At 72.4% G+C, this 18,833-nt stretch carries 16 protein-coding genes; 10 read left to right on the forward strand and 6 right to left on the reverse strand.

Annotation, left to right across the window (positions count from 1 at the left end; all coding sequences use genetic code 11):
* On the reverse strand, positions 1 to 833 hold an 833-nt coding region (gene sepH, locus ABGB17_RS24360; RefSeq protein ID WP_347633365.1), incomplete at its 3' end, for a septation protein SepH.
* A gap of 329 nt (positions 834 to 1,162) precedes the next feature.
* Between sepH and ABGB17_RS24365 the strand changes: the two genes are divergently transcribed.
* The gene (locus tag ABGB17_RS24365) at positions 1,163 to 1,942 is read left to right on the forward strand and encodes a hypothetical protein (protein WP_347633367.1); all 780 of its coding nucleotides are present in this window, start codon (positions 1,163 to 1,165) and stop codon (positions 1,940 to 1,942) included.
* Between the two features lie 63 nt (positions 1,943 to 2,005).
* Here ABGB17_RS24365 and ABGB17_RS24370 read toward each other — a convergent pair whose 3' ends face one another.
* Together ABGB17_RS24370 and ABGB17_RS24375 are read right to left on the reverse strand one after the other, a co-directional pair.
* Complete coding sequence (locus tag ABGB17_RS24370; protein WP_347633369.1) at positions 2,006 to 3,286, reverse strand: D-arabinono-1,4-lactone oxidase; 1,281 nt, start codon at positions 3,284 to 3,286, stop codon at positions 2,006 to 2,008.
* Between the two features lie 81 nt (positions 3,287 to 3,367).
* Complete coding sequence (locus tag ABGB17_RS24375) at positions 3,368 to 4,567, reverse strand: MFS transporter (RefSeq protein ID WP_347633371.1); 1,200 nt, start codon at positions 4,565 to 4,567, stop codon at positions 3,368 to 3,370.
* A gap of 131 nt (positions 4,568 to 4,698) precedes the next feature.
* On the opposite strand from ABGB17_RS24375, the gene ABGB17_RS24380 reads away from it, so the two are divergent.
* The gene (locus tag ABGB17_RS24380) at positions 4,699 to 5,943 is read left to right on the forward strand and encodes a lytic murein transglycosylase (protein WP_347633373.1); all 1,245 of its coding nucleotides are present in this window, start codon (positions 4,699 to 4,701) and stop codon (positions 5,941 to 5,943) included.
* Positions 5,944 to 5,949: 6 nt separating this feature from the next.
* Here the strand turns inward: ABGB17_RS24380 and ABGB17_RS24385 are convergent, their stop codons facing one another.
* Positions 5,950 to 6,912, reverse strand: a complete 963-nt coding sequence (locus ABGB17_RS24385) for a ferrochelatase (protein ID WP_347633375.1) — start codon at positions 6,910 to 6,912, stop codon at positions 5,950 to 5,952.
* A gap of 118 nt (positions 6,913 to 7,030) precedes the next feature.
* Between ABGB17_RS24385 and ABGB17_RS24390 the strand changes: the two genes are divergently transcribed.
* The gene (locus tag ABGB17_RS24390) at positions 7,031 to 9,007 is read left to right on the forward strand and encodes a S9 family peptidase (protein WP_347633377.1); all 1,977 of its coding nucleotides are present in this window, start codon (positions 7,031 to 7,033) and stop codon (positions 9,005 to 9,007) included.
* Positions 9,004 to 9,804 carry an inositol monophosphatase family protein gene (locus tag ABGB17_RS24395; protein ID WP_347633379.1) on the forward strand — a complete coding sequence of 267 codons (801 nt, stop codon included), beginning with the start codon at positions 9,004 to 9,006 and terminating at the stop codon, positions 9,802 to 9,804. The genes ABGB17_RS24390 and ABGB17_RS24395 overlap by 4 nt, the downstream gene beginning before the upstream one ends.
* 134 nt (positions 9,805 to 9,938) lie before the next feature.
* Here ABGB17_RS24395 and ABGB17_RS24400 read toward each other — a convergent pair whose 3' ends face one another.
* Positions 9,939 to 10,103 carry a hypothetical protein gene (locus ABGB17_RS24400; protein WP_184980100.1) on the reverse strand — a complete coding sequence of 55 codons (165 nt, stop codon included), beginning with the start codon at positions 10,101 to 10,103 and terminating at the stop codon, positions 9,939 to 9,941.
* A 278-nt stretch (positions 10,104 to 10,381) separates the two neighbouring features.
* On the opposite strand from ABGB17_RS24400, the gene ABGB17_RS24405 reads away from it, so the two are divergent.
* The 5 genes from ABGB17_RS24405 (at position 10,382) to ABGB17_RS24425 (ending at position 15,713) form a co-directional block, all read left to right on the forward strand.
* Entirely contained in the window at positions 10,382 to 11,035 is a 654-nt protein-coding gene (locus ABGB17_RS24405) for a response regulator transcription factor (RefSeq protein ID WP_347633381.1), read from the forward strand.
* Positions 11,032 to 12,606 carry an ATP-binding protein gene (locus tag ABGB17_RS24410; protein WP_347633383.1) on the forward strand — a complete coding sequence of 525 codons (1,575 nt, stop codon included), beginning with the start codon at positions 11,032 to 11,034 and terminating at the stop codon, positions 12,604 to 12,606. The genes ABGB17_RS24405 and ABGB17_RS24410 overlap by 4 nt, the downstream gene beginning before the upstream one ends.
* 276 nt (positions 12,607 to 12,882) lie before the next feature.
* Positions 12,883 to 13,182, forward strand: coding sequence for a DUF4193 domain-containing protein (locus ABGB17_RS24415; RefSeq protein WP_347633385.1), 300 nt, complete (start codon positions 12,883 to 12,885; stop codon positions 13,180 to 13,182).
* Between the two features lie 19 nt (positions 13,183 to 13,201).
* Positions 13,202 to 14,080, forward strand: coding sequence for a hypothetical protein (locus ABGB17_RS24420; RefSeq protein WP_347633387.1), 879 nt, complete (start codon positions 13,202 to 13,204; stop codon positions 14,078 to 14,080).
* Positions 14,081 to 14,333: 253 nt separating this feature from the next.
* Complete coding sequence (locus ABGB17_RS24425; protein ID WP_347633389.1) at positions 14,334 to 15,713, forward strand: trehalose-6-phosphate synthase; 1,380 nt, start codon at positions 14,334 to 14,336, stop codon at positions 15,711 to 15,713.
* Between the two features lie 56 nt (positions 15,714 to 15,769).
* Here the strand turns inward: ABGB17_RS24425 and ABGB17_RS24430 are convergent, their stop codons facing one another.
* A complete protein-coding gene (locus ABGB17_RS24430; RefSeq protein ID WP_347633391.1) occupies positions 15,770 to 16,075 on the reverse strand; it encodes a DUF4235 domain-containing protein in 306 nt (101 codons plus the stop codon).
* Between the two features lie 84 nt (positions 16,076 to 16,159).
* On the opposite strand from ABGB17_RS24430, the gene valS reads away from it, so the two are divergent.
* Positions 16,160 to 18,703 (forward strand): valine--tRNA ligase, encoded by a 2,544-nt coding sequence (gene valS, locus ABGB17_RS24435; RefSeq protein ID WP_347633393.1) that lies wholly within the window; start codon positions 16,160 to 16,162, stop codon positions 18,701 to 18,703.
* Positions 18,704 to 18,833: the final 130 nt, after the last annotated feature.

The following is an 18,833-nucleotide window of genomic DNA, read 5'->3' on the forward strand; positions in this document are numbered from 1 at the left end:
CGTTGGGGGTGGCGGGGGGGGGCGGTTGCGCCGGGTTGTTTGGTGGGGGAGGGGGTGTGGAGGTACGTGGGGTCCGCGGAGGGGTCGCGGGAAGGGGGCGGGTCCTCGGGCGGGTGGCGGTCGGACGGGGAGGTGGAGCTCAGGGGGGTGGCCCAGTGGTTGGGGGGCTCGGTGGGGCGGGAGGTGGGGACGGGGGTGAGTCTTGCGGCGAGGCGGGGGGCGAAGGGCGTGATGGTGGCCTCTTCGGACGGCTCCACGTACTCGGTGGCGGACAGGCGCATGGCCTCGTCGTCGTGGGGGGTGACGTGGCGCCGGCGCATGTCGTAGAGCCACTCGGCGTTGCGGGTGTGGCCGTTCCAGACGAAGCCCAGCTTGATGCGCCACAGGCCGTCGTCGCGCTTGCAGGAGTCCCAGTCGATCTCGTCGGCGGGTACGCCGCGGCGGCTGAGCCGCTCGGTGACGAGTTCGCCGAGCGTCGGCCCTGGGGTGGGCTCGCCGGGCACCCGGACGGCCACGCGCTGTGCCTGCTGGGCGGTGTACTCCCGCTCCTGCAGCACAGGTCCCTCGAACCAGCGGACTCGCTCCACCGGGATTCCCGCGGTGGCGGCGATCTCCTCCGCGGTCTCCCCCGCACGGATGCGGGCCTGGATCTCCTTGGGGCGCAACGGACTCTCCACTTCGATCTCGTACTGGCCGAGACGGGAGAAGTTGCCGCGGACCGCCGCGCGGAGCCGTTCGTCGACCGGAAGCGTGAACCGCGTGCCCCGACCGGCCGTGGCCAGTACGAGGTATGTTCCGTCCTCGCTTACCGCGACGAGTCGGAGCTCCTGCATGCGGGTCCCTTCGTCGTCATGCTGTGTTTCTTCCCCCGGACCCATGAGTCTCTCGCGTGAGCCGGTTGCCTGCCAGCACCGTACCCGGCATGTCCGAACATCGCCTTCCACAGGGGCCCCGGGAAGCCAGGAAGGGCGGTCATATCATCGCATTCACCCTATCCAGCGGCCGCTCGTTATGCAGCAACAGGTAGGGCGCGTCCCGCACGGATTCTCGCCAATCGTGCCCCGCCCCGTCCTGGCTTCCGCCAAGACCGCCGAAAGCAGGTTCGCCGCGCCGTCTCCGGGATAGGGGGACGCCGGCTTCGGGAACCAGGGAGAGGGCAGGGATGGGCGGCAAGGACCGGCTGGAGATCAGCGCCCCGCAGGTCGTGGGCGGCGCCCTGGCGGCGGCGACCGCGGCGGTGGCGGCGTCGTACCTGGGGGTCACCGGCACGGTCGTCGGCGCGGCGCTGGCGAGCGTGGGGACCACCGTCGGCAACAGCATCTACACGCACTACATCGAGCGCGGCCACCGGCGGCTCAGGGAGCACGGCCTGATCGGCGGGGCCGGGGACGAGGAGCCGCTGACCGCCGAGGGCGAGGAGGGCCTGGCGCGCGCGGCGCACGCGACGGTGCGGGAGCGCGGCCCCGCGGACCGGCCGCGCACCCTGGACGACGCCGTGCCGCTGAACCCGGGTACGGCCGAGGTGCCGCACCTGACGCACACGACGTCGCGCCGCCGCACGTGGGCCACGATGGCCGTGGCCACGGTGGCGATCTTCACGCTGAGCATGGGCGGCATCCTCGCCTTCGAGCTGCTCAGCGGCAGGCCCCTGGCCGCCACGGTGCACGGCAGGGAGGGCACGGGCACCACCCTGGGCGGCACGGTCCGCGACCCGGCGCCTCCCGCGCCGTCACCCGCGCCGTCCTCCACGGCGACCAGCGGCGAGAAGGGGAGCACCCCCGAGCCCTCGGCGAGCGCCTCCGAGCCGGCCGACCGCCAGGAGACCGACCCGGCGCCCGCCGACACCGGCCGTCCCACCGCGCCGGCCTCCCCGGACGGCTCGGGCACCGGGACCACGCCGCCGCAGGACGACCCGGGCGTGGTGCGGCCGAGCACGGAGTGAGCGGGTCCCGCAGGCGGGCCGGGGACGGGCCGGCCCCGCCGGAGAAGGCGCTCACCGGTCACCTCAGCCGAGGACGGTGGCCAGGTGGGGGTTGGTGAAGAGCCGGCCGGGGTCCAGTTCGTCCCGCAGGCGGAGGAAGTCGGCGAAGCGGGGGTAGACGGTGGAGAGGTAGGCGGCGTCCCGGGTGTGGAGTTTGCCCCAGTGGGGACGGCCGCCGAGGCGCGTCATGATCTGCTCCACCTCCTCGAAGTACGCGGGGTTGGGGGTGGGGCGGTAGACGTGGCAGGCGATGTACGCGGTGTCGCGGCCGTGGGCGGTGGACAGCCAGGCGTCGCTCGGCGGGGAGACGCGCACCTCGACGGGGAAGGTGATGCGCCAGTCCCGCAGTTCGACCAGGTCGCGGGTCTCGCGCAGCGCCTGGGCGAGGCGGTCGCGGGGGATGGCGTACTCCATCTCGAGGAACCGCACCCGGCGCACGCTGGTGAACACCTTGTACGAGGCGTCCACGCAGGTGGACGGGCTGAGCGCGCGGGCGGAGAGGTCGTTCAGTGCGGGGACGGCGCCGGGGAGGCGGCGGCCCGTGGCGCACAGCGCGCCGAACACGGTGTTCTCCAGGAACACGTTGTCGAACCAGTGCCGCAACGCGCCGGGCGGCTCGGCGGGGCCGGGGGAGCGGTTGTTGCGCTTGGTCAGGCAGGTGTCGGTGTGCGGCAGCCAGAAGAAGTCCAGGTGCTCGTTGGCCGAGGTCAGTTCGTCCAGGGAGAACAGGATCTCGCTGAGCGGCATCGGCCGCCGCTCGCTGCGCAGCAGGAACGCGGGCTCCACCCGGAACGTCACCGCGGTGATCACCCCGAGCGCGCCGAGCCCGACGCGGGCGGCGTCGAACAGGTCGCCCTCGGTGACGGTGACGAGCGAGCCGTCGGCGAGGACCATCTCCAGCGCGGCCACCTGGTCGGCGAGCCCGCCCGCCGAGCGCCCGGTGCCGTGGGTGCCGGTCTGGATGGCGCCCGCGACGGTCTGCTCGGTGATGTCCCCCATGTTGGCCAGCGCGAGCCCGCGCCGCGCCAGTTCTTCGTTCAGCACGCGCAGCCGGGTGCCCGCCGCGACCCGCACCAGCCCGTCCCCGGCCTCCTCGACGCCGGTCAGCGCGTCGGGCCGCAGCATGACGCCGTCGGTGAGCGCGACCCCGGTGAACGAGTGCCCGGTGCCGGTCATCCGCACGCGAAGGCCCCGGGCCGCGGCGTCCCGGACGGCCTCGGCGACCTCACGCGCGGAGGCGGGCGTGCGGACCTGCGCGGGTGCCGCGGACTGGTTGCGTGCCCAGTTACGGAAGACCGCTTTCATGCACGAGCACGATAATCACGCCGGCGGTGAATGACCAGAGACCCGAGCATTGCTCATGTTCATCGGACCGGGAGACAACGGTCAGGCGGAGGCGTGGCCCGCTTCGGGGACCCGGAGCCAGGTGTTGCCGGAGAAGCCGATGAGGACGGCCGCCAGGGCGCAGCTCAGGGAGAAGACGTACGCGTTGGAGGGCCCGAACGTGTCGGTGAGCCTGCCGCCGGCCCAGGCGCCGATGGCCACGCCGAAGCCGACGGACGTGGAGATCCACGCCATGCCCTCGGTCAGCAGGTGGGTCGGGACCAGCCGCTCGATCAGCGCGTACCCGGTGATGATGGTCGGCGAGATGGCGAGGCCCGCGAAGAACAGCGCGATGGCCATCACCCGGGTGTCCCCGATGAGCAGGATCGGGCTGATCCCGGCGGCGAACACCGCGAGACCCCGGGTGAAGCGGCGGCGCAGCGAGATGCGCCACCGGCGGGCGCCGTACCACAGGCCCGACACCAGGCTGCCGCCGGAGAACGCGCCGAGCAGCAGGCCGGCCGCCGCCTTGGTGCCGTGCTCGTCGGCGAAGGCCACCGTGATCAGGTCCACCGAGCCGAACACCGCGCCCATCGCGAGGAACACGCAGGACAGCAGCGCGACCCCCGGGATCGTGATCGGGCTGCCCGAGGCGGCCCCGGCCGCCCGCGCCGGCGGCTCGGTGCCGCGCTGCAGCGCGAAGGCGATGGTGCCGACGACGGTCAGGACGATGGTGAGGACCAGGCCGGCGTACACGTCGACCAGGGTGGTGAGCGCGGTCACGACGGTCGGCCCGCTCACGAAGATCACCTCGTCGGCCACGGACTCGAACGAGAACGCGGTGTGCAGCCGGGACGACCCGGCCAGCAGGTGGGACCAGCGGGCCCGCACCATCGAGCCGAGCGAGGTGGCCGAGCCGCCGGCGACCACGCCGGTCGCGAACAGCGTCCACTGGGGCAGTTCGTGGTGGGCGCACAGGATCAGGGCGGTCAGCGCGGCGCCGTGCAGCAGCACGAACGGCGTGAGTATCCTTGCCTGACCGTACCTGTCCACCAGCCGGCCCGTCAGCGGAGCCGCCACCGCGTAGGCGACCGACACCGTCGCCGAGACCGCGCCCGCGGTCGCGTAGGAGCCGGTGAGCGCCGAGATGAGGAGCACGATGCCGATGCCCAGCATCGACATCGGCATACGCCCGACGAAGCCGGCGACGACGAATCCCTTGGCTCCGGGCATGCCGAAGAGCTCCCGGTACGGCCCTACCACGTTCCCGCCCCTCTCACCCGCCCCCGCGGAGCGTCGGATCCCGGACGACCCTGACGCATCGCCCGCAGCCGCGGCAAGTGATTTTCCGGCAACCTACACGATTCACGACATTCAGCATTAACGTGGGTCAGGTGTCTCGCCCCGGACTCATGCCGTCCCCTGCCGTCGCGGCCGGGCTGGCGGTCCTCCTGGTGCTCGGGGTGGTGGCCGGCGGCGTGTACGTGCTGGCCCGGGCGGGCGCGGGCGCTCCGGCGGAGGCCGCGCGCACCTCGCCGGCGGGCGTGAGCGATCTCGCCGTCCCCGTCACGCCCTTTCCCACGCTGACCCCGCCGCCCAGCGCGGCGCCGGCGCCGTCCGCGCGGCGCGGTGAGCCGGTGGTGAACGGCCCCGTGCGGGTGGCCGCGACGCCGCCCCGGCTGATCGCGGTGGCGCCGCGGCCGGTGGGCGAGGACCTGGTGCGCAGGATCCAGGCGCTGAAGCACGTGGCGCGGGTCGCGGTGGCCGACGGCGGCGCGGTCCGGTTCTCCACGGCGACGCTGAACCTGCTGGCCGTGGACCCCGTGGAGTTCCGCGCGTTCGCGCCGAAGGCCGTCGCCGAGGAGCAGGAGGTGTGGAACGCCCTGGCCCGCGGCGAGTTCGTCGCCGAGTCCCGCACGGTGGCGCGTTACCGGCTGACGCTCGGGGGCGAGTACGCCGCGCAGGGCATCCCGCGCCTGCGGGTGGCCGCGTCCGCGTCCCTCGGGCTGCCCGGGGTGGACGGGCTGGTCGGCCGGGAGGCGGGGCGCACGCTGGGGTTGTCCCCCGGGGTGGCGCTGCTGGTGCACACGCCCGCCGCCGAGGCCGCCGCCCTCGGGCCGAAGATCAGGCGGTTGCTCGGGGCCGGGGCGCAGGTCCTGCCGATCGGGGTGGCGCGTGCCACGTCCCCCGATCCCACGGCGGAGCGCCCCAAGCAGCGTCCTTCGGTGGCGAAGGGCGGGAACGCGTACTACGTCGGGCGGCCCGGCAGTTATCTGGATCTCTACAAGGTGGCCGCGGGGGTCTGCCCCGGCCTGTCGTGGACCGTGCTGGCGGCGATCGGCCAGGTGGAGAGCGGCCACGGGCGCAACAACGGCCCGTCGTCGGCCGGCGCACTCGGCCCGATGCAGTTCATGCCCGCCACCTGGCGCGCCTACGGCGTGGACGGGGACGGCGACGGCAAGTCCGACATCTGGAGCCCGTACGACGCGGTCCCCGGCGCGGCCCGCTACCTCTGCGCGAACGGCGCCGGGCGGGGCGGCGACAAGCTCCGCTCGGCGGTCTACCGGTACAACCACTCGTGGTCGTACGTGAACAAGGTCCTCGGCCTCTCCCAGGCGTACGCCCGCGCGTACGCCTGAGGCGGCTCAGGGCCGGGCCGGGCGGCGCGGCGCGGGGCAGCAGGCGGCCGGGCAGGCGGTGGGCGCGGGTTCGTCCAGAAGTTCGCGGACCATCGAGACGAAGCGGGGATGGGTGCCCGCCGTGGCCGCGCGGGTGAGGTGGATCCCGAGGTCGCGCGCGGTGTCGGCCGCCTCGGTGTCCAGGTCGTACACGACCTCCATGTGGTCGGAGACGAAGCCGATCGGCACCAGCACCACGGCCTTGACCCCCTCGGCCGCCAGGGCCGTGAGGTGGTCGCACACGTCCGGCTCCAGCCACGGCACCTGGGGCGGCCCGCTGCGGCTCTGCCACACCAGGTCGAACGGCCGGTCGCCCGCCACCCGCGCCGACGCGGCACGCAACTGCGCTTCGTACGCCCCGCCGGTGGGACCGGCGGTGGCGGCCATGCTCAGCGGGATGCTGTGCGCGGTGAACACCAGCCGGGCGCCGTCCCGGTGCGCCTCCGGCAGCCGGGCGAGGGCCTCCTGGGTGTGGTCGGTCATCGCGGCGATGAACCCGGGGTGGTCGTGGTAGTGCCGCAGCCGCACGATCTCCGGCGCGTCCGGCACCTGCGCGCGGGCGGCGGCGATGTCGTCGAGGTACTGGCGGCAGCTCGAGTAGGAGCTGTAAGCGGACGTGATGAACGCCGCCGCGCGCCGCACCCCGTCCGCGGCCATCCGGCGCATGGTGCCGGCGAGGAACGGGTGCCAGTTGCGGTTGCCCCAGTAGATCGGCAGGTCCACCACCCGCTCCAGCTCCGCGATCAGCTCCCGGCACTGCCCGTTGATCGGGCTCACCCCGCCGAACCGCTGGTAGTGCGCCTCCACCTCCAGCAGCCGCTCCCGCGGCACCCCCCGCCCCCGGACGACGTTCTCCAGGAACGGCATCACGTCCTCCGGCTTCTCCGGCCCGCCGAAGGACACCACGAGCAACGCGTCGTACTGCTCCATGCCTCCCATCCAACCCCATGCGGAAAGTCGCCGCGCCACCTCCGCGCGGGGCGGTGGAGGGGAAAGTTAGTGGTCAGGGGGCTGGGGTGGGGGGCGTGGGCCGGGTAGGTTCGGAGAAGTGAGTTTCTTCAAGGACATTCGAGAGTTCGTCGCTCAGCCGCGACTGTTGTCGCTGCGGTTGTCACCGGACGGGACGCGGCTGGTGACGGTCGTGCAGGCCCTCAATCCGGACGGCAAGTCCTATGGCACGTCCGTGTGGCAGGTGCCGGTCGAGGGCACGGGGGAGCCGGCGCGGCTCACCCGGTCGGGCAAGGGTGAGGCGGGGGCGGAGTTCACGCCGGCGGGGGATCTGCTGTTCGTGTCCAGCCGGCCGGATCCCGGGGTGCGGGAGCAGGGCGAAGAGGTGGCGGCGTTGTGGCTGCTGCCTGGGGCGGGCGGGGAGGCCAGGAAGGTGGCCGAGCGGCCGGGGGGCGTCACCGGGGTGCGGGTGGGCGGGGACACGGTGGTGTTCTGCGCCGACGTGCTGCCGGGGGACGCCGCGACCGAGGCGGACCGGCTCAAGGCGCGCAAGGACGCGGGTGTGAGTGCCATCCTGCACGAGGGGTACCCGATCCGGTTCTGGGACCACGATCTCGGGCCGGGGCAGCCGCGGCTGTTCGCGGCCCGGCTGCCGGGGCTCGCGGAACCACGCGATCTGACCCCGGACGCGGGGGGCGCGCTGGTGGAGGCGTCGTTCGCCGTCACGCCGGACGGTGCCACCGTGGTGACCACGTGGGTGGAGCCGCTGGAGGCCGGGCAGTCGCGGTCGGACATCGTGGCGATCGACGTGCCGACCGGCGAGCGGCGGGTGCTGGCCACCTCGGCGAGCCACGACTTCACCGGGCCCCTCGCGATCTCCCCGGACGGCCGCAGGGTGGCCTGCTGGCGTGAGCGGCACTCCTCCGAGGAGGTGGCCGTTGACTTCACGCTGTGGGTCGTGGACCTGGAGACCGGCGAGGGCTCCGCGCACAGCGACGACCTCGTGCCCATGTCGGTGGGGTGGACGTCCGACTCGCGGGCCGTGCTGGTCGCCGCCGACGACCACGGCCGCCGCCCCGTCGTGCGGGTGGACCTCGACGGCGGCCGGGAGCGGCTCACCCCCGGCGACCACGCGTACTACGAGCTGTGCCCGTCCCCGGACGGCCGTCACCTGTACTCGCTGCGCAGCTCCGTCGCCGCCCCGCCGGCCCCGGTGCGGATCTCCCTGGAGGACGGCACGGTCACCGAGCTGCCCACCCCGGCCCCGGTGCCGCAGGTGCCCGGCACCCTCACCGAGGTGAGGGCGACCGCCGACGACGGCGTGGAGATCAGAGCCTGGCTGGTGCTCCCGGAGGGCGCCTCCGCGGACAACCCCGCGCCGCTGCTGCTGTGGATCCACGGCGGCCCGGTGGCGAGCTGGTCGGACTGGTCCTGGCGGTGGAACCCGTGGATCATGGCCGAGCAGGGCTACGCCGTCCTGCTGCCCGACCCGTGCCTGTCCACCGGCTACGGCCAGGAGATGATCCAGCGCGGCTGGGGCGTCTGGGGCCCGCGCACCCACGCCGACCTGATGGCCGTCACCGACGTCTGCGTGGCCCGTCACGACATCGACGAGACCCGCACGGGTGCCATGGGCGGCTCCTTCGGCGGCTACATGGCCAACTGGGTGGCCGGGCACACCGACCGGTTCCGCGCCATCGTCACCCACGCGTCGTTGTGGAACCTCGACCAGTTCGCCGGCACCACCGACTCGGCGATGTACTGGCAGCGGGAGTTCGGCGTCCCCGGCGCCCAGCGGTACGACGAGCTGTCGCCGCACAAGTGGCTCGACCAGATCAGGACACCCATGCTGGTGATCCACGGCGACCGCGACTACCGCGTGCCCATCGGCGAGGCGCTGCGGCTGTGGTGGGACCTGCGCAGGTCCTCGGTGGAGTCGAAGTTCTTGTACTTCCCCGACGAGAACCACTGGATACTCAAGCCCGGCAACGTCGTGGCCTGGTACGAGACCGTGTTCGCGTTCCTCGCGCAGCACGTACTCGGCGAGGACTGGCAGCGTCCCGAGTCGCTGGCATGACCGACTTCCTGGGCCTCGCGGCGGACATCGCGCGGGAGGCGGGCGACATGCTGCTCGCCAAGCGCCCGGCCCGCCCCGAGGCGGTCCAGACCAAGTCGAGCCAGACCGACGTGGTGACCGCGCTCGACCACGCCTCTGAGGAGCTGATCCGCGCGCGGATCCGCGAGGCGCGGCCGGACGACGCCGTGCTCGGCGAGGAGGGCGGCGAGATCGGCGACGGCCGGGTCCGCTGGCTCGTCGACCCGATCGACGGCACGGTCAACTTCATGTACGGCCTGCCGGACTGGGCGGTCAGCGTGGCCGTGGAGGTGGACGGCGAGATCGTGGCCGGCGTCGTCAACGTCCCCACGCGCGGCGAGTTGTTTTCCGCGCGCAAGGGCGGCGGCGCCGAGCTGCTGCGGGCCGGGGCGCCACCCGAGCGGCTGGCCTGCAACACCGGGGTGCCGCTGCCGCAGGCGCTCATCGCCACCGGCTTCGGCTACCTGCCGGAACGGCGGGTGGTGCAGGGCGAGGTGCTCGCCCGGCTGATCTCCCGGGTGCGCGACATCCGGCGGCGCGGCTCGGCTGCGGTTGACCTGTGCTCGGTGGCGGCGGGCCAGGTGGACGCCTTCTACGAGCGGGGCCTGATGCCCTGGGACCTCGCGGCGGGCGGCCTGATCGCGTCCGAGGCGGGGGCACGGCTCGGCGGCCTGCGCGGGCGGCCGCACTCCGGCGACTTCGTCGTGTGCGCGGCGCCCGGCCTGTTCGAGGACCTGCACGACCTGCTCGTGCCGCTCGACCCCGACCGCGACGCCTGAGCCGGCCCGTAGGGCGAAACAGGGCGCCGGACGGCGAAAAAGGGCCCGCCCGGGGTGACCGGGCGGGCCCTTCCGGCGGAGCGGCGGATGATCGTCGGGGCTGATCGGGCCGTTCGCGGGCTTATATGTGCGTATCAGTGCTGGAGCGGCACACCGTTGTCGGTGGCGATCCGGCGAAGATCCTCAATGTCGGCGGTGAGAGCTTCGGCGAGGAAGTCGTCGCCACTGGTGCGCGCCTCCTGAAGGCCCTTGTAGGCCTGGTCGAGCCGGTGTTCGATCGTCGTGGTGAACTCGCCCATCTCACCTTCTTTCTCGATGGGGCAAGAGCGGTCGGTCCTCGGGATCACCTTGGGGGTGGGCACATGACGTTGCCCCGCCGGAACCCGTGGGGCTACGGGTTTACCCACCGGCTTGTCAGCCTTAAACCAACAATTCAGGAAGTATGCAGTGTGAGGTATGTCACGGAATCGCCGCGCGGCCGAGCGCTCTTACCGTCCGCTTAGCCTCGTTGTGGCGACAATGAACAGGCCGGTCCGCCCGGAGCCGGGCCGGGGCTCAACAGGAGGTGCCAGAGGCCGTGCGGGTGCTTGTGGTGGAAGACGAGCGGGTGCTCGCCGACGCGATCGCGACCGGGCTGCGCCGCGAGGCGATGGCGGTCGACGTGGCGTACGACGGGGCGGGCGCGCTGGAGCGCACCGGGTACATCGATTACGACGTGATAGTCCTGGACCGCGACCTGCCGAAGGTCCACGGCGACGAGGTGTGCCGCCGGCTGGTGGCCGAGCGTACGGCCACGCGTATCCTGATGCTCACCGCGTCCGGCGAGGTGGACGACAAGGTGGAGGGCCTGGAGCTCGGCGCGGACGACTACCTCGCCAAGCCGTTCGCCTTCATGGAGCTGGTGGCCCGGGTGCGGGCCCTCGGCCGCCGCTCGGCCCCGGCGCTGCCGCCGGTGCTGGAGCGCGCCGGGATCCGCCTCGACCCGGGCAAGCGCCTGGTCACCAGGGACGACCAGGAGATCGCGCTCACCAAGAAGGAGTTCGCGGTCCTCGAGGAGCTGATGCGGGCCGAGGGCGCCGTGGTCAGCCAGGAGGACCTGCTCGACAAGGCGTGGGACGAGAACATCGACCCGTTCACCAACGTGGTCCGGGTCACGATGATGACCCTGCGCAAGAAGCTCGGCGAGCCCGCGGTGATCGAGACCGTGCCGGGAGTGGGTTACAAGCTGTGAGCGAGGAACGTGACGGGGGAGCGGCGCCGGAAGGCGGGCGGCCGGCCTTCTCCGCGCCTCAGCCGCTGATCGTCCCGCCGGGCGACCCGGCGGCGGCGAACGGGCCGCAGGACCCGGTGCCCACCGGCGCGCTGCCCGTCTCCCGCCCGTCCGCCGGCGGGGAGACCGGGGGGCGTCCGGCCGGCCAGGGATCGGCCGGCAAGGCCGTCATCGGCGGCCTCCCGGTGGCCCCGCCCGAACGTCCCGCGCTCCCGCCGCAGGCCCCGGGCCAAGGGGGCCAGTGGCAGAGCGAGCAGCTCACGGTGGAGAGCCCGCGCGCTCGCCGCCGCCCGAGGTCCGCACCGCCCGCGCCGGGCGGGCTGCCCGTCTGGGACGGCCCGCCGCCGATCGCCCCGCGTCCCGTGCAGCCGGAGCTGCTCGCCCAGCTCCGGCAGCTCCCCGGCCGCATGAGCATCCGGGCGCGGCTCACCCTCACGTACGGCGCCCTGTTCTTCGCCGCCGGCGCGCTGCTGCTGTTCGTGATCTACTCGTTCGTCAGCAAGGCGATCTACGACTCCTGGCCGGAGTTCCCGTTCCGTCTGGACGACGTGCCGCCGGAGTTCGCGCTGTCCCTGCAGGAACGCTGGGCCTCCTTCCGCGCCGAGACCATCGTCGCCGCCCGCGCGCACCTGCTCACCAACTCGCTGCTGGCGCTCGGCGGCGTCGGCATCCTCGCGCTGATCTTCGGGTACGTCGTCACGGACCGCGCGCTGCGTCCGGTGCAGAAGATGACCTCCACCGCCCGGCGCCTGTCGGAGACCTCCCTGGCCCACGAGCGCATCGACCTGAAGGGTCCCAACGACGAGCTGAAGGAGCTCGCCGACACCTTCGACGAGATGCTCACCCGCCTCCACCGGGCCTTCGACGCCCAGCGGCGTTTCGTCGACAACGCCTCCCACGAGCTGCGCACCCCGCTCGCGATCAACCGCACCGTGCTGGAGGTGGCGCTCGGCGACCCGAACGCCTCGGAGGACCTGCGGGTGCTCGGCCGCACCCTGCTCGGCACCAACGCCAGGAACGAGCACCTCATCGAGGGCCTGCTGCTGCTCGCCCGTAGCGAACGCGAACTGGCGGTGCGCAAGCCCGTCGACCTCAGCGAGGTGGGCCGCACGGTGGTGGAGCAGCACGCCGCGTACGCGGAGGAGAGTTCGGTGACCGTGCAGACCGACCTGCGTGGATCGCCTACTCTGGGTGACCCGGTGCTGCTTGAGCGGCTGGTGGCCAACCTGGTGGAGAACGCGATCAAGTACAACGTCCCCGCGGGGGGACAGGTCTGGCTCCGCACGGGAATGGTGGACGGCTCCCCCGTTGTTCAGGTGGCCAACACCGGGCAGCATGTGCCCGCGTACGAGGTGGACGACCTGTTCGAGCCGTTCCGCCGGCTCAACTCCGACCGGGTGGAATCGGCCCGCGGCGCCGGGCTCGGCCTGTCCATCGTGCGCGCGGTCGTGCGCGCGCACCGGGGCATCATCAAGGCGGTGCCCCGGGACGGCGGCGGCCTGGTGATGACGGTTCGACTTCCGGCGGGCTGATACGGCGGGGGTCGTCTCGTTCACGCCAGACATGTGGTTGGATGTGCCGTCGAACACGATGGGTCCTGTCGCCAATGCTGTGGATTTCGCCATATTTGGCTAACCAAGCGGCACGGGCGGCAAGGCACTCACGTGTTAGGAGGTTCATCGACCGTTCCCACGGGGTACCGACAGCGAAATTCCCTGAGGAGATCGGGCACAAGATGGACCGCCCAGACGTTACAGACCCGCGACGCGTGACGCGCAAGCCATAGATGAGGGGGATGGAGTACGCAAATGGCCACCGACTACGACAGCCCGCGCAAGACTGATGACGACCTGAACGAGGACAGCCTTCAGGAGCTTCAGGCGCGGCGGACCGACAAGTCCTCGGGGAGCATCGACATCGACGAGACCGATCTCGCCGAGTCGCTCGAGCTGCCCGGTGCGGACCTGTCGAACGAGGAGCTCTCGCTTCGCGTGATCCCGCGGCAGGCGGACGAGTTCACCTGCTCGCGGTGTTTCCTGGTGCACCACCGCAGCCAGCTCGCCTCCGACAAGGGCGGCCAGCAGATCTGCCGCGAGTGCGCCGCCTGACCATCTCCGAGGAGGGCCCGTGACATCGGGAGCAGATGGACCGTCGCAGGACCTGCCCGCCGAGCCGGAGGGGCCGAGGGAGCCGGCGGCGCCGTCAGCGTCATCGGAGCAGGCGGAGCGTCCCGCTGCGCCGGTGCCGGCGGTACGGGAGCACGAGACGGCGGCCGACGCGGAGGTCGCCGAGATCGTGGGCAAGCTCGCCGAGCCCGAGGGGCTGGACGGCGCCGAGCGGCGCAGGCTGGTCGGCCGTCTCAGCCTCGCGCTTGCCGACGCCGCCCGCAAGGCGAAGGCCTCCGGCGGTGTGGGAGGCCGATGGCTCGCGGACCTGTTCGCGTCGATCGTGCCGCGGCTGCCGATCCGTGATCTCCAGGCGCTTCAGGAACATCACTACGGCCTGACCGGCGAACAACTGGCGGACGACCTCGTGCGCACGGCCAGCAAGGCGACGATGGCCGTCGGAGCGGTCGGCGGGGCCGTCGCCGCCGCCGAGTTCGCCGCGCCGCCGCTGCTGCTGTCCGCGCCGGCGCAACTGGTGGCGGAGACGCTCGTCGTCGCCGCCATCGAGGTGAAGCTCATCGCCGAGCTGCACGCGGTGTACGGCGTGCAGGTGCAGGGCAACGGCACCCAGCGGGCCCTGGCGTTCAGCGTCGCGTGGTCCAAGCAGCGCGGGGTGGACCCGCTGGCACCCGCGTCGGTCACGCTGGCGCTCGGCGCCGCGGCTAAGGCCGGGTTACGCAAACGTCTGTTGCGCACCCTCGGCCGTCATCTGACCACTCTCGGACCCTTCCTGACCGGCGCCATCGCCGGCGGAGCCCTCAACAGAATCGCCACCCGCCGCCTGGCGGAAGTCATTCGCGCCGACCTGCGGCGCCAGCGCGCCCTGCCCCCCGCGCCTTAGCCGGACCACCACCCCCTCTTCTTCTCCTCCGTCCCAGCGGTCCCTTCCGCTTCCTTCACCATGCCGTTGTGTGCCCGATGTGTCCCCTGGTTTACGGTCGGCTGTTCCGATACCGGTAAATGAGTCTTTATCTGCCTCTGGGGTGAAAGTTAGGTAAGCCGGGAATGTAGCCCGCACTATCCCGGTGCCCCGCACACAGAGAGCTGCGACCGGTTTCGTAAGGTAGTCACAAACCGATCACGAGGGAGGACGCGTGCGCAGCTCATTCCTGATCGTCGCGAACCGGCTGGCCGTCGACCGGACGATCACCGCGGACGGCACCGCCTCCTGGCGGCGCAGTCCCGGGGGTCTGGTCACCGCCATCGCTCCGGTGATGCAGCGCCGCGACGGCGCGTGGCTGGGCTGGCACGGCGCCCCCAACGAGGAGCTGAAGCCGTTCGAGCACGACGGGATGAACCTCATCCCGGTCCCCCTGTCGGCCAACGAGGTGGAGCTGTACTACGAGGGCTTCTCCAACGCCACCCTGTGGCCGCTCTACCACGACGTGGTGGCCACCCCCGTCTACTCCCGCGTGTTGTGGGACGCCTACCGCGCGGTCAACGAGCGCTTCGCCCGCGCCGCCGCCGACATCGCGGCCGACAACGCCGTCGTCTGGGTGCAGGACTACCAGCTCCAGCTCGTCCCGGCGATGTTGCGTGCGCTGCGCCCCGACGTGAAGATCGGCTTCTTCCTGCACATCCCGTTCCCGCCCGCCGAGCTGTTCTGGCAGCTCCCGTGGCGGCGCGAGATCCTGGAGGGCCTGCTCGGCGCCGACCTGGTCGGCTTCCAGCGGCCCGGCGGCGCGTCCAACTTCATCCGGCTGTGCCGCCGCCAGCTCGGCCTGCAGAACCAGCGCCAGGAGATCTCCTACGGCGACCGCACCGTGCGCGCCGAGGCGTTCCCCATCTCCGTCGACTTCGGGGAGCTGGACTCGCTGGTGCGCGAGCCGCACATCCTGGCCCGCGCCAAGGAGATCCGCGCCGAGCTCGGCGAGCCCGAGCACGTCCTGCTCGGGGTGGACCGGCTCGACTACACCAAGGGCATCGGCCAGCGGCTGAAGGCGTTCGGCGAGCTGCTCGCCGACCGCAGCATAAAGCCGGGAGAGGCGGTGTTCGTGCAGATCGCCACCCCGAGCCGTGAGCGGGTCGAGGAGTACCGCAACCTGCGCGACGAGATCGAGCTGCGGGTCGGCCGCATCAACGGCCAGTACGGCATGCTCGGCGTGCCGCCGATCAACTACTTCCACCAGTCCTACGGCCGCGACGAGCTGGCCGCGCTGTACTGCGCCGCCGACGTCATGGTGGTGACGCCGCTGCGCGACGGCATGAACCTCGTGGCCAAGGAGTACGTCGCCTGCCGGCACGACCTGCGCGGCGCGCTGGTGCTCAGCGAGTTCGCCGGGGCCGCCGACGAGCTCAAGCACTCCTTCCTGGTCAACCCCTGGGACACCGACGGCCTGAAACGCCAGATGCTCGCCGCGATGCGGGCCACCCCCCACGAGCTGTCGCGCCGCATGCGCTCCATGCGCAGGCGTATCGCGACCTACGACGTCGACCGCTGGGCCGGCGACTTCCTGGCCGCGCTGGAGCGCTGACGCGCGTCGGCTCGGAGCCCTGAGCGTGCTCGGCGCTCTCAGGGCTCGCAGTACCCTCAGGACTTGGCGAGCCGCTCGGCCTTGGCGGGCAGGGACTTCCACGCCCGGTACCGCTTGTGCGCCGAGCGGGTGGCCACGATGCGCGCGACCTCCATGCCGACGCCGAGCACCACGGCGAAGCCGACCGCCTCGACCAGGCTGGTCTCCAGCGAGTCGGGGTCCGCCGGCGGCTTCTTGCCGGTGGTCTTCTGCCAGCCGAACTCGATGGCCTTGCGTGCGGCGAACCCGACGCCGAGCCCCACCACGGCGCCGATGAGGCGCCAGGCCATGTCCTGCTTCTCCTCGTCCGATGACCTCGGCACGCCGTCTCCCCTCGCTTCGTCGATCTACGCAGAACCCTAAACCCCCACGACGCGCTGTGGGGCGACGCCATACCATAAGGCGGCATGACCGAACAGCGACCGCGTCCTGCAGCCATTCCCGAGAAACCGACTCTCGACGGCTTGGAGCAGGTATGGGCGGACCGCTGGGAGGCGGACGGGACCTATCGGTTCGATCGCACCAGGACCCGTGAGCAGGTCTACTCGATCGACACCCCGCCCCCCACCGTGTCCGGCTCGCTGCACGTCGGGCACGTGTTCTCCTACACCCACACCGACGTCGTCGCCCGCTTCCAGCGCATGCGCGGGCGCGAGGTGTTCTATCCCATGGGCTGGGACGACAACGGCCTGCCCACCGAGCGTCGCGTGCAGATCAACTTCGGCGTGCGCTGCGACCCCGCGCTGCCGTACGACCCGGCTTTCGAGCCCCCGGAGCGGCCCGACCCCAAGCGCCCCGTGGGAGTGTCGCGGCGCAACTTCATCGCGCTGTGCGAGCGGCTCACCGCCGAGGACGAGAAGGCGTACGAGGAGCTGTGGCGGCGGCTCGGCCTGTCGGTCGACTGGTCGATGACGTACGCGACCATCGACGCGGCCTCGCGCGCCGCGTCCCAGCGGGCCTTCCTGCGCAACCTCGCCCGCGGCGAGGCGTACGCCGCCGAGGGCCCCACGCTGTGGGACGTCGGGTTCCGCACCGCCGTCGCGCAGGCCGAGCTGGAGGACCGCGAATGGCCGGGGGCGTTCCACCGCGTCAGGTTCGGCGGCGTGCCCGGCACGCCGTACGCCGACGGCGTGGTCATCGAGACCACCCGGCCCGAGCTGCTGCCCGCGTGCGTGGCCCTGGTCGCCCACCCCGACGACGAGCGTTACCGGCCCTTGGTCGGCGCCATGGTGACCACACCGGTGTTCGGCGTCGAGGTGCCCGTGGTGGCGCACCCCCTGGCCGAGCGCGACAAGGGCTCGGGTATCGCGATGATCTGCACCTTCGGCGACGTCGCCGACGTCGTGTGGTGGCGCGAGCTGGACCTGCCCACCCGGCCCGTCATCGGCTGGGACGGCCGGGTGCTCGCCACCCCGCCGCAGGGCGTGCCCGCCGGGCCGTACGCCGAGCTGGCCGGCCGCACCGTGCACGGCGCACGCGAGCGCGTGGCCGAGATGCTCCGCGAGAGCGGCGCTTTGGAGGGCGTCCCCCGGCCGGTCAGCCGCCCGGTGAAGTTCTACGAGAAGGGCGACCGGCCGCTGGAGATCATCCCCACCCGGCAGTGGTACATCCGCAACGGCGGCAGGGACGCCGGCCTGCGCGAGGCGCTGCTTGAGCGGGGCCGCGAGCTGAGCTGGCACCCGCCGTACATGCGGGTGCGCTACGAGAACTGGGTGCGGGGCCTCGCGGGCGACTGGCTGATCTCCCGCCAGCGGTTCTTCGGCGTGCCGATCCCCGTGTGGTACCCGCTGGACGCCACCGGGGAGCCGATCCACGACGCGCCGATCGTGCCGCCGGAGGACGCGCTGCCGGTGGACCCCTCGAGCGACGCGCCGCCCGGGTACAGCGAGGACCGGCGCGGCAAGCCGTACGGCTTCGCCGGGGACCCCGACGTGATGGACACCTGGGCCACCTCGTCGATGTCGCCGTTCATCGTGTCCGGCTGGGAGCGCGACCCCGACCTGTTCGCGCGGGTGTTCCCGATGGACCTGCGCCCGCAGGCCCACGAGATCATCCGCACGTGGCTGTTCGCCTCGGTGGTGCGGGCGCACCTGGAGAACGGCGTGCTGCCCTGGCGCAACGCCGCGATCTCCGGCTGGATCCTGGACCCCGACCGCAAGAAGATGTCCAAGTCCAAGGGCAACGCCACCACGCCCATGGGCCTGCTGGAGGAGTACGGCTCCGACGCGGTGCGCTACTGGGCCGCCGGGGGGCGTCCCGGCACGGACACGGCGTTCGAGACCGGTCAGATCAAGGTCGGGCGCCGCCTCGCCATCAAGATCCTGAACGCCTCGCGGTTCGCGCTGGGGTTCGGCGTGGGCGAGGACGGCGGCGAGGTCACCGAGGCGCTGGACCTGTCGATGCTGGCCCGGCTGGCGGCGGTCGTCGAGGACGCCACCGCCGCCCTGGAGTCCTACGACTACACGCGGGCGCTGGAGGGCACCGAGCGGTTCTTCTGGGAGTTCTGCGACGACTACCTGGAACTGGTGAAGTCGCGGGCCTACGGCTCCGACGACGGCGCCCGCTCGGCCCGGGCGGCGCTGCGGCGGGCGCTGGACGTGCTGCTGCGGCTGTTCGCGCCGTTCCTGCCGTTCGTGACCGAGGAGGTCTGGTCGTGGTGGCGCCCCGGCACGGTGCACCGCGCCCCCTGGCCGGTCCCGTCCGAGGCGGGCGCCGGGGGAGACCCCGGCCTGCTCCCGGCGGTCTCCGAGGTGCTCAGGGAGATCCGCAGGGCCAAGTCCACCGCCCGGGTGTCCATGCGGGCCGGCGTGGCGCTGCTGAACGTCGCGGGCCCGGACGCCGGGCTGATCGGCTCGGCCCGCGACGACCTGTGCGCGGCGGGCGTGGTCGAGGAGTTCCTCCTTGACCCCGAGGGCGCCGAGCCACGCATCGAGGTCACTCTCGCCGGCTGACGCCCCCGACGTCCGCCGGACGCGCCACCATTAATCCCGATTAATCTGGATATATGCCCAGGCAGCGAGGCCGGTGAATCGTGAACCGGGCCCGGAACGCGCCGGTAATCCGCGCGCGTTCCGAGGCCCG

It is taken from the genome of Sphaerisporangium sp. B11E5, assembly GCF_039871875.1.
GTDB lineage: Bacteria > Actinomycetota > Actinomycetes > Streptosporangiales > Streptosporangiaceae > Sphaerisporangium.

What these genes read in the sequence shown, in the direction of transcription:
- ABGB17_RS24365 (WP_347633367.1), top strand. Translation starts at nt 1,163, where the DNA reads ATGGGCGGCAAGGACCGGCTGGAGATCAGCGCCCCGCAGGTCGTGGGC.
- ABGB17_RS24370 (WP_347633369.1), bottom strand. Translation starts at nt 3,286, where the DNA reads ATGAAAGCGGTCTTCCGTAACTGGGCACGCAACCAGTCCGCGGCACCC.
- ABGB17_RS24385 (WP_347633375.1), bottom strand. Translation starts at nt 6,912, where the DNA reads ATGGAGCAGTACGACGCGTTGCTCGTGGTGTCCTTCGGCGGGCCGGAG.
- ABGB17_RS24395 (WP_347633379.1), top strand. Translation starts at nt 9,004, where the DNA reads ATGACCGACTTCCTGGGCCTCGCGGCGGACATCGCGCGGGAGGCGGGC.
- ABGB17_RS24400 (WP_184980100.1), bottom strand. Translation starts at nt 10,103, where the DNA reads ATGGGCGAGTTCACCACGACGATCGAACACCGGCTCGACCAGGCCTAC.
- ABGB17_RS24415 (WP_347633385.1), top strand. Translation starts at nt 12,883, where the DNA reads ATGGCCACCGACTACGACAGCCCGCGCAAGACTGATGACGACCTGAAC.
- valS (WP_347633393.1), top strand. Translation starts at nt 16,160, where the DNA reads ATGACCGAACAGCGACCGCGTCCTGCAGCCATTCCCGAGAAACCGACT.